This window comes from Marinobacter halotolerans, assembly GCF_008795985.1.
Lineage (GTDB): Bacteria > Pseudomonadota > Gammaproteobacteria > Pseudomonadales > Oleiphilaceae > Marinobacter > Marinobacter halotolerans.
The window spans coordinates 2,206,505-2,221,902 of the sequence record NZ_VMHP01000001.1 but is presented as its reverse complement, the minus strand read 5'-3'; the positions used below and the strand labels follow the sequence as shown (position 1 = coordinate 2,221,902).

Here is a 15,398-nt window from a genome sequence, read left to right as displayed (position 1 = left end):
TCCTGTGACCGGCTCAGCACGGCCCCTTCTGCCGTTGACTTCTGATGCCTGCTGATCAAATTATGGTCACATCTCGCAAGAGATAGTTTGACAATAAATACAACAGCAAACTGCAGGTATAACAATGAAGAACTGTCTGAAAGCACTGGCTGTGCTGGTGGTCGTGGCGTGGTCTGCGCCGTCCATGGCATGGTGGTGGTCCCCCTCCGATTACACTGACACCCGTTATCCGATTGTGCTGGTTCACGGCATGTTCGGGTTCGACTCCATCGCCGGCGTGGATTACTGGTATGGCGTGGCGGAAGATCTTCGCAGCGATGGTGCCGATGTCTACACCACCCAGGTCCCGGCCCTGGACAGCACCATTGCCCGCGGCGAAGCGCTACTGCCCCAGATTGCCTCGATCGCGGCTATCCACGGCAAGGTCAATCTGGTTGGCCACAGCCACGGCGGCCCCACAGCCCGCTATGTCGCCCGCGTGCGTCCGGATCTGGTGGCATCGGTCACCACGGTGGGCTCGCCTCACACTGGCTCCCCGGTCGCAGACCTGATTTACGGCTCACCGGCTGAAAGCCTGGCCGGCCGCCTGGGCAATGCCCTTGGCAGCCTGATTGATCTGCTTTCCGGTGGCGGTTACGACCAGGACCTGAGCTCAAGCCTCTACTCCCTGACCGCCGAGGGCAGCGCCGAGTTCAACCGTTTTGCACCAGCGGGCATGCCATCCACCCGATGCGGAGAAGGCGCCCGTTCAGCCAATGGCGTGCGTTTCTATTCCTGGGGTGGCACCGGAGTGCTGACGAACGCGTTTGATCCTTCTGACGTGTTGCTGGGAACCACCAGCCTCGCCTTCGGCTTCAGCGCGAACGATGGTCTTGTGGGCCGTTGCAGCAGCCATTTTGGCGATGTCATCCGGGACAACTACTTCATGAACCATCTGGATGAGGTGAACCAGGCGCTGGGGCTGCACAGTCTGTTTGAAACGGATCCGAAAACCGTGTTCCGGCAGCAGGCCAACCGCCTGAAAAACGCAGGGCTCTGAGCCATCCACGACCAGCCGGTGCTAGCGTGCATCGGCTGGTTTGAATACCTTCCGGAAGTCCTCCAGAAACACCCTCTAGAACGCTCTCTAAAGCGCTCTCTAAAACACCCCGTCAAGACTGATCAGCAGCTCTGCCTGATCATATTCATACCGGGCCAGGCTACTCTGGTTGTCCAGCCAGCTCAGGTCAGCGCCCAACCGCCATCGGTCATTCAGCTGATAACCGGCAAACAACAGAGTTCTGAACTGCTCGTCCTCACGGGTTTCGGTGACGGTCTGCCCGCTTTCCACCAGCCGATGCGGGTCCGCGTAGCGGCTCGCACGGAAAGTCTGCCTGATGCCAGCGCTGAACGCGTTGGTGAGCTGCCGTTCCGCCTCGAAAGATACCCGGTGCCGGGTGGGTGACAGGCTGAAAAATTCGTCACCGCTCTGAAGGTCCCTGCGATGGTCAATGTCCAGGCCGTAGGCTGCCTCGAGGGTCCAGGCGTCAACGGATTTACGGGCGACCAGAGATCCGCCGTATACCTCTCCGTCATAGGCGCTGAATCCGGAACCACCCTGAATTTTGGCGGCATAGGTCTCAATCTCGCAGTCCAACATGACCACGGTAGGCCAGAAACAACCAGGGCGCTCATAGGCCAAATCAAGGCGCACCTGCCGCTCCAGCAGATCACCGCCGAACCAGAACCCGGAGAGAGAAAGTCCGGAGAGCAGACGAGATGCCGTCAAAGGCTGTTGCCAGGTTGCCCCCATGCTCAGATAGTTGGTATTAAACCGGGCGTTGCCCGGATAACGACGGCCATAGGCCACTGCATCCAGCCTCAAGGCCTTACCCTCGCGCTCGTGAGCATAACCTCTGCCTGATGCCAGAAGCTCGCCAAAAGCACCGGCTTCACCTGTGCTGGCACTGTTTGGGGCGCCGGAAATATTGTCGTCGTAGCCAACTGCCGTGGAAAGAAAACCGACGGTTCGAACAGAAGGGGAATCTGCGCCGGCGTCCCGCGCCGACGGCATCAATTGTCTCTGCGCAAGGGTCTGAATCTGCTCTGGGGATTGCTGGTCAGCGGCCCGTGCAAACCACTGGCGGGCGCCTTCCAGATCACCTTTTTGCTTGAGCACCAGACCGAGGTTGTATCGGGCCAGGGGCGCATGGGGGGTATCGAGCAGGCCGGAAAACGCAGCCTCGGCCTTGTCGTAAAGCCCGAGGCGAAAATACACCACACCAAGGTTATAACGCAGGGCGGATGAGTCCAGACCGGCATTCCGTGCCTGTTCCAGCAGCCGTTTCGCACGGTCAAGATCACCGGCCTGGAAGGCAGCCACCCCGGACTGGAAATCTGCCTGTGGCGTGGGACTATTGTCCGCCGAAACGCCCTGCGACAGAAACAGAGCAGCCATCAGAACGAAGATTGGAAAAAGCTTCAAAGACAACTCCTGCACATCCATTTGAAACCCCGGTACACCCTACCGCGTGTCTCGCGGTCGGCGGGTAGCGACCGGTCAGGAGTATAGCAGCGCAGGAGGCAGGGAGGGAGCAGCCTGAATGAGAACTTAACGCACCGCGCCGTTGGGAATTCCTTCAGGCGGGCCTTGATTCCCTGGCGCTTCAGGCCGTTCTGGCCGACCCACTTCCTGTCGCAGTCGTGCTGCTTCCCGGGCCCGTTCTGAGACGGCCTCGCCAAAAGCGCGACCGTTCTCTCGGGCTTCCCGGGCAACATCCCCGCCCCGCTCCGGACCGGTCTCAAGGTTGACCGGTCGATCAAGTCTGATCTCCCGAACCACCGAATCCGTCAGGGTTTCATCGTCCGTCACCATCCGCATAGTAACGCCCAGATCTTCACTGGCGCAGGCAACGGAAGACGTCAGCCCGAACAAGCCAAGAATCAAACCCACCAACAAATGCCTAACCATAAATGAACTCATAATACAGGCTCCGAACGACTGGCCGCATTGGCCCGAGGCAGATCTGCCCGAAAGGTTTTCCTACGCTCACCGTTATCCAGGTGAGCCACCAGCACGCCCTCGCCCGGGAACATGATATTAAGCGGCAGCTCTACAATATTCTCACCCTTGTCCAGACTCACATTCCAGCTCAGCTGTTGATGGCCTGGATAGCTAGCCATTTCAACGTGAGCGGGAAGTTCAAGCGTCAAAGTGACGTCCGTCATGGCTTCAGCGGCGTTGAAGGCAAGCCGCACCGTCTGGGTGTTACTGGGTGCAGGCGCACTGTCGGTGGCCACACGTGCCTCCCCGGTGGTTGCGCCGGGTTGCAGGCCAACCCCTATCGCCACGCCGAGTACCAGCGCCGCCGCGACCGCACCTCCGACCCAGGCCGTACTCACAGACCGGTGACGACCAGCAGACGCATCCGCTTCAGTGGCCGCTGCCAGAACTCTCGACTCGAACCCGGTTGACGGCTCGGGAACCTGGTACCCGGCCTGCAGGGCATTCAGAATCGCGCTTTCGCTTTCCACCACCCGCGCGCAGCGATAGCAGCCCGCTACATGCTTCTCGACCGCGGCCGATTCGGCTTCGGAAAGCTCACCTCTGAGCCAGGGCTGTATGTGTTCCCGGGTACTGCTGCATGACATTTTAATCACCTCACCGATCTACACGCCGGGTCTCCGCGGAAGGTTCCGGGGTCTCCTGTAATTTTTTCCGCAGTGCCGCCCGGCATCGATGCAGTCGGGATTTCACCGTTCCCAGCGGAATATCAAGCACAGCGGCAATGTCCTCCTGATTCCACCCATCCACTTCGCATAAAAGCAGCAGCGTACGTTGATCCGGAGACAGATCGGACAATGCGTTCTCCAGCATCGCCCGCATACGGTCAGAGTCTAGCCGTTCGGTTATGTCGGGTAAATCGGCAGGTTGTGCGTCAATCCAGCTTTCCGCGTCACTGAACTCAAAACTGCTCATCGGGCTATCTGCCTGTCGGCCTTTGCGTCTGACCGAATCAATGAACTGTCGGTAAAGCACGCGATTCAGCCAGGGCCGCAACTGGTCAATGGACTCAAGCTCTTCCAGCCGGGGATAGAGCTTAACCACCACGTCCTGAACCAGATCCTCAGCATCCTGTTGCTGCCCCGACAGCCGGAAAGCAAAACGATACATTGCATCCAGGTGAGGTTGGACAAGTTTTTCAAACCTTGAGGGCCGGGAGGGCCGCCTGAAAGGGATCAACGCCAAAACAGTTGCCTGTGCTCGTGTGGATAAAACCTGGCCAGATCTGCACCTGTATATTCTTTAATATGAAAGCCGGGAACCCATGGCCGGACCCCAGCGTTATACCGACAGGCACCGGACTCCACAAGAGAGTAAAGGAGGCCCGGTTCAATACCAACAGTATTGGTAAACAAACTCACCGAAAGGTATAGCCTGGAGAAGTTTATGAATAACGCACTGATCAAGGGTTTTGGCGTCACTGCATTGGCAGCTGCGATTTCCGCCTGTGGCGGAAGCGGCAGTGGAAGCAGCGGACCGGCAACCGGCACGGCTTCGTTTGACGTAACCGATGCGCCGACAACCCAATTCTCGGAAGTAGTCATCAGCTTCACCGGACTCTCCGTCAAGCCAGCGGATGGAGAAGCAATCGAATTCACTTTCGAAGAAGCCAAAACTCTCGATCTACTGACACTACAGGGTGGTGAGAGCGCTCCGTTACTGGAAGACCAGGAATTGCCAGCCGGAGAATACGAGTGGATCAGGCTAAAACTGGATCTCGACAGCTCCTATGTTTTTGAGGAAGGCGGCGAACAGAAAACACTGTTTGTGCCTTCTGGCGCCCAGACTGGTCTGAAGCTGGTCAGCGGATTTACCGTTGCCGCCGGCGGGGACGAGAATTTCACCATCGACTTCGATGTGCGCAAATCAATTGTGAACCCACAAGGTGGGCAGGCTGATTACTACCTCAAGCCTGCATTGCGCTTGGTGGATAACCAGGAAGTTGGCTCAATCACCGGCGAAGTGGACTACGCCCTGATCAACTCCACTCGTGGCGTTGACGATACGGAAGACAACCTGGCCGATTGCGCCTATGAAGGCTCTGCCTACATCTACGAGGGCGCCGACGTCACTCCGACAGACCTGAATGTTAATGAGGAAAGCGGTCCACTGCTGGTCGTGCCGGTATCCGCGAATGACAGCGACAGCCTGTATAGCTATACCGCCGCATTCCTGAGTGCGGGCGACTACACGGTAAGCTATTCCTGCCAACTGGACGATAACGAACAGGATGACGCGCTGGAATACGACGGAACCCAGAATGTGACGGTAGAGGCCGGATCCAAAACCGAAGCAGAGACCATTCCGCTTACCCTGTAATGAACTGCAGCAATAAAAATCCCCACCGGCAACGCCCGTGGGGATTTTTCATTTAGAGGCTGGCAGCCCGGGCTTCGGCCTGGTCTGCTCCAGCCATATTACCCCGGGCGCGACGGACCTCGGCAAGCAGTAGCCACCCGGACCGTTGCGCCGCGGCATCACTGCCCGCCAGTGAAAGCCCTTTCAGCGTAAACTGCTCCGCCGTTCCAAGCTGGTCCAATGCCATGTAGGCCCTGGACAACGCGAAATATACCTCTGACGAGCGCGGGGCAATCCTCTGGGCCCGTTCCAACTGGCTGACCGCAGCGCGGGCATCTCCGGAAGCAAGCAGGCTGTCCGCTTTCTGAACCAGGCTCCTGGCAGCCGGTGACAGCTCATCTCCCTGATCCTGATAGCTTGGCGACCGGGGTTCCGGTGTTTCCGGCTGTTCGCTCTTGCGAACGACACCGGGTTCTTGCGTACCCGGGTCAACGCGGGGCGGTTCCGGCGCACGGGGCGCTTCTTCTCCCGCGGGAACGTAGATTGAGCCACCGGGCCCGCTCGCGCAGGCGGATAATCCGCTTACCAGGGCGACCAACGCCCAACGCTTCATTAGCTCTGACTTCATTCAAATACTCCTTCAAACCAGCTCCGCAACCGACGCTCGATACTACCACCGCAAGTTGCTTCGATATCCGGCTCGCTACCTACAATAAAGGGCATGTAGCGGGCATTTTCGCAATGCTCATCTGTGAGTGCGGCTTTTTCGGAGTTCACCCAGTGATACTCCACGCCATCGGGCACCACCGGCGAGAATCCATGCTGGGGCACACGGCTCATGAATCTTGACCAGACCGGTAAGGCGCCGGTCGCGCCGCTCAGGGACGTAGGGCCGTTATCGTCGCGCCCAACCCAGGTCACCGCCAGCAGATCACCGCTGAACCCCGCAAACCAGGAATCCCGGCCGTCGTCGGTGGTACCGGTCTTGCCCGCCAGGGTCAGCTCTTCCGGCACAGTGCGATAGGCCGAGCGCCCGGTGCCTTCCTGCATCGCCTCCTGCATGGCGTACTGGACCAGATGAACCGCTGCCGCATCCGCCACCTGCTCGACTTTCAGGCTATAGCGGGTCAGCGCCTCGCCACCGGAATCGGTTACCTGGCGAATGGTTCGAAGGGGAGTATTGAACCCGGACGTGGCCAGGCCCTGATAGATCTGGGCCACTGTTACCGGGGTCATGGCCACGGACCCCAGCAGCATGGACGGGTATTCGGAAATATCACCGGTCATGCCGAAATTCTGCAGGGTGGTTTTCACCGCCTCAACGCCTACATCCAGCCCAACCCTCACTGTCGGCAGATTGTAGGAACGGGAGAGCGCCCGGTGCAGCGGCACTTCGCCACGCTCCTCGCCGTCATAGTTTTTGGGCTGCCATCGCCGGCCGTCATCAAACACCAGTGAAAAGGCTTCATCTTTTACCGGCGTTACCAGCGTGTACTGGTCGGGGTTCTGCAATGCGGTCAGGTAGACAAAGGGTTTGACCAGCGAGCCAATGGGCCGCCAGGCATCCACAGCGCGGTTGAAACCGGCGAATTTCGGGTCCCGGCCCCCAACCAGCGCCAGCACTTCACCGCTGTCGCGGGAGGTCACGACCATGGCCGACTCGAGCTTGCCTTCAACACGCTCGTCCAGGGAATTCAGAGTATCGCTTACGGCAAATTCCGCCGCATACTGGATGGACGGGTTGAGCGTGGTGAATATGCGCAGCCCCTCGCTTTGCAGATCCTCCTGGCGATAGTCCCGGGCAAGGTGCCGGCGAACCAGGTCAATATAGGCGGGGTAGCGGTTCTCCGACCAGGAAGCCCTGCCGGTCACGCCCAGGGGCTGCCCTCTGGCCCGAGAGGCCTCCTGCTCGGAAATCAGCCCGGCCTCGGCCATCACGCCCAGCACCAGGTTGCGCCGCGACCGTGCCCGCTCCGGATTCTGCCGGGGATTGTAGTAGGAAGGTCCCTTCACCAGCCCCACCAGCATGGCGATCTGATGGGGGGCGAGATCACTGATGGATTCACCGTAATAGAACTGGCTGGCCAGCCCGAACCCGTGGATGGCCCGGGTGCCTGCCTGACCGACGTAAACCTCGTTCATGTAGGTCTCGAGGATGTCATCCTTGCGGTAATGGAATTCAAGCAGCAGTGACATCAACGCTTCGTTGCCCTTTCTGAGCAGGGTCTGATCCCGGGTAAGGAAAAGATTCTTGACCAGCTGTTGGGTCAGGGTGCTGCCGCCCTGAACGATTTCCCCGGCGCGGATGTTGGCCAGCATTGCCCGGGCAATGGACAGCGGCGCAATGCCGAAATGATCGTAGAATTCCCGGTCCTCCACCGCCATCAGGGTGTTGCGAAACAGCTCCGGAACCTGCTCAAGCTCCACCAGAACCCGATCTTCATTATGGGCAGGGTAGATACCACCAATCTGCGCCGGTTCCAAGCGCACGATGGGCGACGAGGGCCCTTCCACCACTGCAAACTGCTGAACACGGTCGCCAAAGATGCTGAGCGACAGGCTTCGGCGCGGTTCCTCTCCATCGTTAAAGCGGAACCCCCGGGTATGAATCCGGAACTGGCCGCCGTTGCGGCGATAGGTTCCTGCCGCGCCGGAGCCGTCCCCCCGGTAACCCGCCAGTTCCAGCTCCCGCTCCAGTGCGCCGGCCGAAACGCTTGCACCGTCATACAGCTCAAGCGGCCTGGCATAGACGCGCGAAGGTACCTCGAAGCGCCGACCCTCGAAACGGGAGGTGACCACCGCATCGAGATACACAGTCCACCCCGCCAGCAGTACCAGGCCGATCAGTGAGAGACGAACAAAAAGCTTCCAGAACCAGGGCTTGCGACCACCCTTCGCGGAACGCTTTCGGGGAGTTTTCTTGGGGGAGGCGGTTTTTTTCATGGCGGGATTATACCGAAACCGGTGGGCGATGCGGCAACGCATCCATGTGTCATTTATGTAACCTGACCGTTATGATAGGGCGCAATCAATCAGACACGATCGAAAATGCCAGGGAGAGAAACGTGACCGACGCACCATCCGATAACCTGATCAAGGCCTTGCAGAACCCTGAACTGTACGACCACCCTGTGCGGGACTTTCAGGTTCTTGAAACTCACATTTCCTGGGTCATTCTCACCGGCGACTTCGCATACAAGATCAAGAAGCCCATGGATTTCGGCTTTCTGGACTTCTCTACCCTGGATCGTCGCAAGCATTTCTGCGAGGAAGAGCTGCGGCTGAACAAGCGCCTGGCCGACTCCCTCTACCTTGAGGTGCTGCCCATCACCGGCTCCACTGATGCACCGGCACTTGGCGGCAGTGGCGAGGCTTTCGAATACGCCATTCGCATGCGCCAGTTTGATCAGGACGGGCTTTTTGACAAGCAGCAGGAGCGCGGTCAGCTGCAGGAAGAGCAGCTCACCAGTCTGGCCCGCCAGGTGGCAGAATTTCACGAAACCCTGCCTCCCGTTGCCGCGGACAAACCGCTGGGCACACCGGACGCCGTCTTTGCCGGCATGCAGGAAAACTTCGACCAGGTTCGCCCGATGATCGACGAGCCCTTCCTGCTGGACCAGCTGGACAACCTCGAAGCCTGGACCCAGGCCACCTTCGAACGTTTCAAGCCATTGATTCAACAGCGTCATGCCGAGGGCTACGTGCGCGAATGCCACGGCGACCTGCACCTGGCGAACATCACCGTTTTCCAGGGCAAGGTGACGGTTTTCGACTGCATCGAATTCAGCGAGCCCTTCCGCTGGATCGACGTCATCAACGATCTGGCGTTCCTGCTGATGGACCTGGAGTCCCGTGGCGAAAGCCGTCTGGCCAACCTGGTGCTGAATCACTATCTGGAATACCGGGGGGATTTTCAGGCCCTGCCCCTGCTGACGCTCTACAAAGCCTATCGGGCGATGGTCCGCGGCAAGATTGCCCTGTTCACCATGGGAAACCCGTCTCTCAGCGAATCGGAAAAAGCCGATCTGATGCAGCGCTACCGGGAATACGCCCAGCTGGCGGAAGATTACAGCCGCTTCCCCAACCCCTATCTGCTGGCAACGACCGGCCTGTCCGCCAGTGGCAAGTCCGTTATCAGCCGGGAGATGGCAGCCGAACTGGGGCTGATCCGGCTGCGCTCGGACGTGGAGCGCAAGCGCCTTCATGGCCTGGGGCCACTGGACAGTAGCAAGTCCGGCATTGGCGAGGATCTTTACACTCCGGAAGCCAACCAGCGCACCTATGAGCGGCTGGCAGAACTGGCAAAAGATCTGCTGCTGGCGGGGCTGCCGGTGATTGTCGATGCGGCCTGCCTGAAACAGGCAGAGCGGGATCTGTTAACGGACGTGGCGGAGAACCTCGGCCTGCCGTTCGCGCTGATTCATTGCGAGGCAACAGAAGACACCCGCAGGCGGTGGATCAGCGAGCGTGACGGAGATGCATCGGAGGCCACGGAAGAATTGCTCGAAACGCAGGCAACATGGTTTGAACCTCTGACGGATCAGGAAAAAACCCACACCGTGCACCTGTACACTGACCAGGACCACCTGGCCGAGGCCGTGGCGGACCGGATCCGCCAGCACTTCGGCATGCCGGCCGCCTGATCAGTCTTCCAGACTGACAGGCATCGGTCCAACCAGGGAGAGGTCACCATCCGGCTCTCCCTGATTCAACAGCCCGGCGCGGTAAGCAAGCACTTCCACACCAGCCGCATGCGCCTCTCGCAGTAATTTCCCATAGGCCGGGTCAATGTCGTCCGCGGGCTTTACCACCTCGATCCCTGTGTGGTTCACCACAAACAACAGTACGGCCCGCTCGCCCGCCGCCACCTGAGCCATCAGCTCCCTGAGATGCTTCTGGCCTCGCAAAGTGACCGCATCCGGAAAATAGCCAACCCCCTGCTCACACAGAGTGACATTCTTGACCTCCACCCAGGCGTCGGACAACGACTCATGCCCGGAAAGGTGAAGGTCGATCCGGCTTTTTTCGCTACCGTAGCGAACCTCCGACCGACAGGCCGCGTAACCGGCCAGCTCGGTAACCACGCCTGTTTCAATCGCTTCCCGGGCCTGGCCGTTGGGGCGGGCGGTATTCACACAGGCCCAGGCGCCCGGTGAAGCTTCCACCAGTTCCCAGGTGTATTTCAGCTTCCGCTTCGGATTATCACTCATACTCAGCACCACCCGCGCGCCATCGGGCTGGCACCCGCGCATGGAGCCGGTGTTCGGGCAGTGGGCGGTTACCTCACTGTCATCTGGCAACCGTATATCCGCCAGGAAGCGCTTATAGCGCCGGATCAGTCGCCCTTCGGTCAGTTGGCCCGGTATGTTCATCTGTGTCTCCGTGCAAAAGTGGGTACGACAAGGCTGGCACCCCCGGAACTAATCTGCTATTTTCCGCAAATTCCCGTTTCAGGACGAGTGCTTCATCCAGAGTTAAACCGCTTAGCCACGGGGCTTGTGCGGTGGGAAGCACACCGTTCTAGTGAAGTGTTAACAAGAGGCCGGGTTCAATGGCAAAGACTGCAGACCAACCACGCGAACGTATTACCAACTTCACCCCCTACGAAATGAAGAAGGGTGAAGAATACATGAGTGCCGACATGCTCGAGCACTTCAAGGGCCTGCTGATGCAATGGAAGCAGGAACTGATGGAAGAAGTCGACCGCACCATGCATCACATGCAGGAAGATGCGGCAAATTACGCAGATCCCAGCGATCGCGCAACCCAGGAAGAGGAATTCAGCCTGGAACTGCGCACCCGGGACCGCGAGCGGAAGCTGATCAAGAAAATTGACCAGACCATCGACCGCATCGACAAGGACGACTACGGCTTCTGCGACCAGTGCGGCGTTGAAATCGGTATTCGCCGCCTTGAGGCCCGCCCGACCGCGACGCTGTGCATCGACTGCAAAACCCTCGCAGAAATTCGCGAGCGCCAGACCGGCATTTGATCGACGGCCCCGTCGATACCGGGTACCGGGGGCGCTTTGCGCCCTCGCCCACCGGCCCCCTGCATTTCGGTTCTCTGGTCACCGCGCTGGCAAGCTATCTTGAAGCCCGCGCCAGGCGCGGAACCTGGCTGGTGCGAATTGAAGATCTGGATCCCCTACGCGAATCCCCGGAAGCCACCGAACAGATCCTTGCGAGCCTCACCGCCCACGGCCTGGAGCCGGACGAACCCGTGCGGTTTCAGTCCCGCTGTCATGATCGCTATCAGCGGATAATTGACGATCTTCTCCAGCAGGGGCGTGCCTACAGGTGTATCTGTTCCCGCAAGCAACTGCAGGCCAATCATGGCAAACACCCCAATGGCTGCCGCGAAGGCAAAGTCGTGGCGGGTGATCGCCCCTATGCGGTGCGATTCGCCCTGCACGATGAAGACAGCCACTGGCAGGATCTTCTGCTGGGCGATCAGCACCAGCAGGTCAATGCGGAAACAGACGACCCGGTCATCCGGCGCAAGGAAGGCTTTTACGCCTATCAGCTTGCGGTTGTAGCGGACGACATTGACCAGAGGATCACCCATGTGGTTCGCGGATCCGACCTGCTGGAGATGACCGCCCAGCAGTGCCAGATCTACCGGGCCCTGGGGGCGCAGATTCCCGCCTGGCTGCATATTCCGGTGATACTCAACGAGCAGGGCCAGAAACTCAGCAAACAGAACCATGCCCCGGCCCTGGACGACGCCCGGCCGGCGAACAATCTACTGAGCGCCCTTCAAGCCCTAGGCCAGGATCTTTCTGGCCTGACAAACAGGGATTCAGCCGCGGATATTCTGCAAACCGCCACTGACCGCTGGCAGCCATCCCGGATTCACCTGACAGCCCGGTAAACCCCGTGTTATAAACTGACTCTCACACGGCAGTGGGGATCTCTTTTCCGATGTATATCTACCGTCTGGTCTTTCTTCTGGTATTGGCAGTCTATATTTTCTCGCCCAATATTCTGGATTGGTGGACCTCGCCGGGTAATGCCTGGTACAGCCCCTACATCATCTGGGCCGGACTGATTGCCATGGGCTTCTGGCTTGAATGGCGGCGAGACCCCAATGAGTTTTAGCGCCTCCGGCCTGCTGGTTGCCAGCTTCCTTTACCTTTTACTGCTTTTCGGCATCGCCTGGATAACAGAACGCGGCCTGCTGCCCCGCGGCTGGGTACGACATCCCCTGGTATACACTCTTAGCCTGGGCGTCTATGCGGGCATATGGGCGGTGTATGCTTCGGTGGGTGCGGCGGCTGAATACGGCTATGGCTTTCTGGCCTACTACCTGGGCATCAGCGGTGCGTTCCTGCTGGCGCCTGTGTTGCTCAATCCGATCCTGCGCATCGGCCGCGCCTATCAACTGACCTCGCTGGCAGATCTGTTTGCCTACCGCTATCGAAGCCAGTGGGCGGGTACTCTGGTCACCATCTGTTCCGGCGCCGCCATCCTGTCACTGCTGAGCATGCAGATCAAAGCCGTATCCACCTCCGCCAGCCTGCTTGCCCCCAACACTTCGCCGGTACTGATCAGCGTTTCCTTCAGCCTGATTGTGGTGCTGTTTGCCACGCTTTTCGGAGCACGCCGGGATCAGAGCTCCGACAGTCATCAGGGCCTGGTAGTGGCGATCGCCTTCGACTCGCTGGTCAAGCTGGTATCGCTGCTGGTTCTGGGCGGAGTCATCCTGTTCGCAGTTTTCGGCGGAATGGCGGGGCTTGAGGGCTGGCTTGCCGATCATGCCCGGCCGGATACCGCCATGGCATTGCGTATCGATGACGGCAGCTGGCGCGCGCTGATGCTGATGTCGTTTGCCGGCGCCCTGGTGCTGCCCCACATGTACCACATGACCTTCAGCGAAAACCCCTCGCCCAAGGCGCTGGCCAAGGCAAGCTGGGGATTACCCCTGTACCTTCTGCTGCTGGGCCTTCCGGTGCCACTGATTCTCTGGGGCGGCCAGGCGCTGTCGGCGACCACCGACCCCGCTTTTTTTGCTATAGGCGTGGCCCAGGCAATCGAAAGTCCGGCACTGACGCTGCTGATGTACATCGCCGGTCTGTCTGCCGCCAGCGGACTGATGATCGTCAGCACCCTGGCGCTGGCCGGAATGGTGCTCAACCATGTGGTGCTGCCGCTGCGCACACCCAAGGATCAGGGTGACATCTACCTATGGCTGCGCTGGGTGAAACGGCTGCTGATCGCGGCAACCATTCTGACGGCTCTGCTGTTCCACGAAATCGTCGGCAAGCATCTGGACCTGTCAATTCTTGGCATCATCTCCCTTTCCGGGATGCTCCAGCTGCTGCCCGGCGCCCTTGGCGTGATCTACTGGCCGGAAGGCAACCGGCGGGGGCTGAACGCCGGACTCTGCGCCGGTCTGGTTATCTGGGCGCTGACCCTGGTACTGCCGTTCTCCCATACCGCGAACGTTCTGGCATTGCTGGATTCGCCACTGGTACCGGACCGCGACAACGCTCATATCTTTATCTTCCTGAGCCTGACCGTAAACATATCGGTGTTTGCGCTGGTGTCGCTGCTCAGCGCCAGCTCAAAGGAAGAATCCGGCGCCGCCGAGGCCTGCTCAGTAGGCGCCCTGTCACGACCACAGCGCAGGGAACTGCTGGCATCCTCCTCCGAAGACTTCGTGCTGCAGCTTGCAGCGCCGCTGGGCATGGGGGTTTCCAGACGGGAAATCGACCGGGCGCTGCACCAGCTCAAACTGCCCAGCGTGGAGTACCGTCCCTATCAGCTGCGCCGCCTGCGGGATCGTATAGAAGCCAACCTTTCCGGCCTGCTGGGCCCGGCGGTTGCCCGGGATCTGGTCAAGCGGAACCTGGGATTCAAACCCATGGCCGGCGGCGGTACCGGGCAGGACATCCGCTATGTCGAACGCGCCCTGGGGGATTATGAAAATCGCCTGACCGGCCTTGCCGGGGAACTGGACAACCTGCGCCGGCATTACCGCCAGACCCTGCACAACCTGCCGATTCCCGCCTGTTCCATGGGGGACGATGGCGAGATACTGATGTGGAACAACGCCATGGAAGCGCTGACAGGCATCACTGCCGATGACGTGGTGGGCGCAAAGCTGCTGGCGTTGCCGGAACACTGGCATCTGTTGCTGGAGGATTTCAATTCCGGAGAGGACCTGCACCGGTACAAACACCGCCTCGACCTCGGCGGCCGGCCCCACTGGCTGAACCTGCACAAGGCGGCACTGGCCGGGCCGGATCATCCTGAAGGCGGCAGCATCATCCTGGTAGAAGACCAGACCGAAACCCGCCTACTGGAAGATGAACTGATGCACAGCGAGCGGCTGGCGTCCGTCGGCAGGCTGGCGGCAGGCGTAGCCCATGAGATCGGCAACCCGGTCACCGGCATTTCATCTCTGGCCCAGAACCTGAAGCTGGAAACCAGCGACCCGGACATCCTCTCGACCGCCGATCAGATCCAGCAGCAGACACGGCGGATCTCCACCATTCTGCAATCCCTGATGAATTTTGCCCGCACCGGCAACCATGCCCACGCCAATCGGTACGAGCCGGTGCTGATCCGCCGCTGCGTGGACGAATCCATCAACCTCCTCTCCCTGAGCGACAAGGGTCTTGGCATCCGTTATTCCAACGACTGCCCGGACAACCTGATGGTGCTGGGTGATGAGCAACGGCTGGTACAGGTATTCATTAACCTGCTGGCCAACGCCCGGGATGCATCACCCGAAGGTGGCGAAGTCCGAATCAGTGGAAAGCACGACGGCTACTCCGCTATGATCGACGTCACCGATGAGGGGTCCGGCATTTCGTCGCAGCAGCTGGATCATATCTTCGAGCCCTTCTACACCACCAAGGCACCGAACCAGGGCACCGGCCTGGGGCTTTCACTGGTCTACAGCATCGTAGAAGAGCATTACGGCAATATTCAGGTGGAGAGCCCGCTGAACCACGACACGGGTGGCGGAACCTGTGTCCGTATCAGGTTACCGGCCTACGAGCCGGAGACGGGGCACACCACAAGCCAGAACCAGGGGTCATAGCACGTTT

Annotated in this window: 14 protein-coding genes; 7 read left to right on the top strand and 7 right to left on the bottom strand. The window is 59.7% G+C overall.

Annotation, left to right across the window (positions count from 1 at the left end; genetic code table 11):
* Positions 1-124 precede the first annotated feature (124 nt).
* On the top strand, positions 125-1,039 hold the full coding sequence (locus tag FPL19_RS10230; RefSeq protein WP_150912315.1) for a lipase family alpha/beta hydrolase: 915 nt from the start codon (positions 125-127) through the stop codon (positions 1,037-1,039).
* Positions 1,040-1,138: 99 nt separating this feature from the next.
* Here FPL19_RS10230 and FPL19_RS10225 read toward each other — a convergent pair whose 3' ends face one another.
* The 4 genes from FPL19_RS10225 to FPL19_RS10210 all read right to left on the bottom strand — a co-directional run bounded on the left by FPL19_RS10225 (position 1,139) and on the right by FPL19_RS10210 (position 4,153).
* Positions 1,139-2,464, bottom strand: a complete 1,326-nt coding sequence (locus tag FPL19_RS10225) for a tetratricopeptide repeat protein (RefSeq protein ID WP_191965249.1) — start codon at positions 2,462-2,464, stop codon at positions 1,139-1,141.
* A 126-nt stretch (positions 2,465-2,590) separates the two neighbouring features.
* On the bottom strand, positions 2,591-2,962 hold the full coding sequence (locus tag FPL19_RS10220) for a hypothetical protein (protein ID WP_150912313.1): 372 nt from the start codon (positions 2,960-2,962) through the stop codon (positions 2,591-2,593).
* Positions 2,959-3,630 carry an anti-sigma factor family protein gene (locus tag FPL19_RS10215; RefSeq protein WP_225314360.1) on the bottom strand — a complete coding sequence of 224 codons (672 nt, stop codon included), beginning with the start codon at positions 3,628-3,630 and terminating at the stop codon, positions 2,959-2,961. The genes FPL19_RS10220 and FPL19_RS10215 overlap by 4 nt, the downstream gene beginning before the upstream one ends.
* Before the next feature lie 10 nt (positions 3,631-3,640).
* Entirely contained in the window at positions 3,641-4,153 is a 513-nt protein-coding gene (locus tag FPL19_RS10210) for an RNA polymerase sigma factor (protein WP_404802804.1), read from the bottom strand.
* Positions 4,154-4,429: 276 nt separating this feature from the next.
* Between FPL19_RS10210 and FPL19_RS10205 the strand changes: the two genes are divergently transcribed.
* Positions 4,430-5,362, top strand: coding sequence for a DUF4382 domain-containing protein (locus tag FPL19_RS10205; RefSeq protein WP_150912311.1), 933 nt, complete (start codon positions 4,430-4,432; stop codon positions 5,360-5,362).
* Positions 5,363-5,414: 52 nt separating this feature from the next.
* Here the strand turns inward: FPL19_RS10205 and FPL19_RS10200 are convergent, their stop codons facing one another.
* Together FPL19_RS10200 and mrcB are read right to left on the bottom strand one after the other, a co-directional pair.
* Positions 5,415-5,969, bottom strand: coding sequence for a tetratricopeptide repeat protein (locus FPL19_RS10200; RefSeq protein ID WP_150912310.1), 555 nt, complete (start codon positions 5,967-5,969; stop codon positions 5,415-5,417).
* Positions 5,966-8,284, bottom strand: a complete 2,319-nt coding sequence (mrcB, locus tag FPL19_RS10195) for a penicillin-binding protein 1B (protein ID WP_150912309.1) — start codon at positions 8,282-8,284, stop codon at positions 5,966-5,968. Before mrcB ends, FPL19_RS10200 begins: the two co-directional genes overlap by 4 nt.
* Before the next feature lie 71 nt (positions 8,285-8,355).
* Between mrcB and FPL19_RS10190 the strand changes: the two genes are divergently transcribed.
* The gene (locus FPL19_RS10190) at positions 8,356-9,984 is read left to right on the top strand and encodes a bifunctional aminoglycoside phosphotransferase/ATP-binding protein (RefSeq protein WP_150912308.1); all 1,629 of its coding nucleotides are present in this window, start codon (positions 8,356-8,358) and stop codon (positions 9,982-9,984) included.
* On the opposite strand, the gene sfsA is transcribed toward FPL19_RS10190, so the two are convergent.
* Positions 9,985-10,713: a DNA/RNA nuclease SfsA gene (gene sfsA / locus FPL19_RS10185; protein ID WP_150912307.1), complete on the bottom strand. Its 729-nt coding sequence runs from the start codon at positions 10,711-10,713 to the stop codon at positions 9,985-9,987.
* 179 nt (positions 10,714-10,892) lie between these two features.
* Between sfsA and dksA the strand changes: the two genes are divergently transcribed.
* From dksA to FPL19_RS10170, 4 genes are read left to right on the top strand one after another with little or no spacing between them, the layout of a single operon-like run.
* A complete protein-coding gene (gene dksA / locus FPL19_RS10180; protein WP_150912306.1) occupies positions 10,893-11,333 on the top strand; it encodes an RNA polymerase-binding protein DksA in 441 nt (146 codons plus the stop codon).
* Entirely contained in the window at positions 11,330-12,214 is an 885-nt protein-coding gene (gene gluQRS / locus FPL19_RS10175) for a tRNA glutamyl-Q(34) synthetase GluQRS (RefSeq protein ID WP_225314358.1), read from the top strand. The genes dksA and gluQRS overlap by 4 nt, the downstream gene beginning before the upstream one ends.
* A 50-nt stretch (positions 12,215-12,264) precedes the next feature.
* The gene (locus FPL19_RS17540) at positions 12,265-12,441 is read left to right on the top strand and encodes a hypothetical protein (RefSeq protein WP_191965248.1); all 177 of its coding nucleotides are present in this window, start codon (positions 12,265-12,267) and stop codon (positions 12,439-12,441) included.
* On the top strand, positions 12,431-15,391 hold the full coding sequence (locus FPL19_RS10170; RefSeq protein WP_150912305.1) for an ATP-binding protein: 2,961 nt from the start codon (positions 12,431-12,433) through the stop codon (positions 15,389-15,391). Before FPL19_RS17540 ends, FPL19_RS10170 begins: the two co-directional genes overlap by 11 nt.
* Positions 15,392-15,398 lie beyond the last annotated feature (7 nt).

Bases quoted from the DNA above. Each gene is read 5' to 3' on its own strand.
- FPL19_RS10230 (WP_150912315.1), top strand. From the start codon at position 125: ATGAAGAACTGTCTGAAAGCACTGGCTGTGCTGGTGGTCGTGGCGTGG.
- FPL19_RS10220 (WP_150912313.1), bottom strand. From the start codon at position 2,962: ATGAGTTCATTTATGGTTAGGCATTTGTTGGTGGGTTTGATTCTTGGC.
- FPL19_RS10215 (WP_225314360.1), bottom strand. From the start codon at position 3,630: ATGTCATGCAGCAGTACCCGGGAACACATACAGCCCTGGCTCAGAGGT.
- FPL19_RS10210 (WP_404802804.1), bottom strand. From the start codon at position 4,153: ATGTATCGTTTTGCTTTCCGGCTGTCGGGGCAGCAACAGGATGCTGAG.
- FPL19_RS10205 (WP_150912311.1), top strand. From the start codon at position 4,430: ATGAATAACGCACTGATCAAGGGTTTTGGCGTCACTGCATTGGCAGCT.
- FPL19_RS10200 (WP_150912310.1), bottom strand. From the start codon at position 5,969: ATGAAGTCAGAGCTAATGAAGCGTTGGGCGTTGGTCGCCCTGGTAAGC.
- mrcB (WP_150912309.1), bottom strand. From the start codon at position 8,284: ATGAAAAAAACCGCCTCCCCCAAGAAAACTCCCCGAAAGCGTTCCGCG.
- FPL19_RS10190 (WP_150912308.1), top strand. From the start codon at position 8,356: ATGATAGGGCGCAATCAATCAGACACGATCGAAAATGCCAGGGAGAGA.
- sfsA (WP_150912307.1), bottom strand. From the start codon at position 10,713: ATGAACATACCGGGCCAACTGACCGAAGGGCGACTGATCCGGCGCTAT.
- dksA (WP_150912306.1), top strand. From the start codon at position 10,893: ATGGCAAAGACTGCAGACCAACCACGCGAACGTATTACCAACTTCACC.
- FPL19_RS17540 (WP_191965248.1), top strand. From the start codon at position 12,265: ATGTATATCTACCGTCTGGTCTTTCTTCTGGTATTGGCAGTCTATATT.
- FPL19_RS10170 (WP_150912305.1), top strand. From the start codon at position 12,431: ATGAGTTTTAGCGCCTCCGGCCTGCTGGTTGCCAGCTTCCTTTACCTT.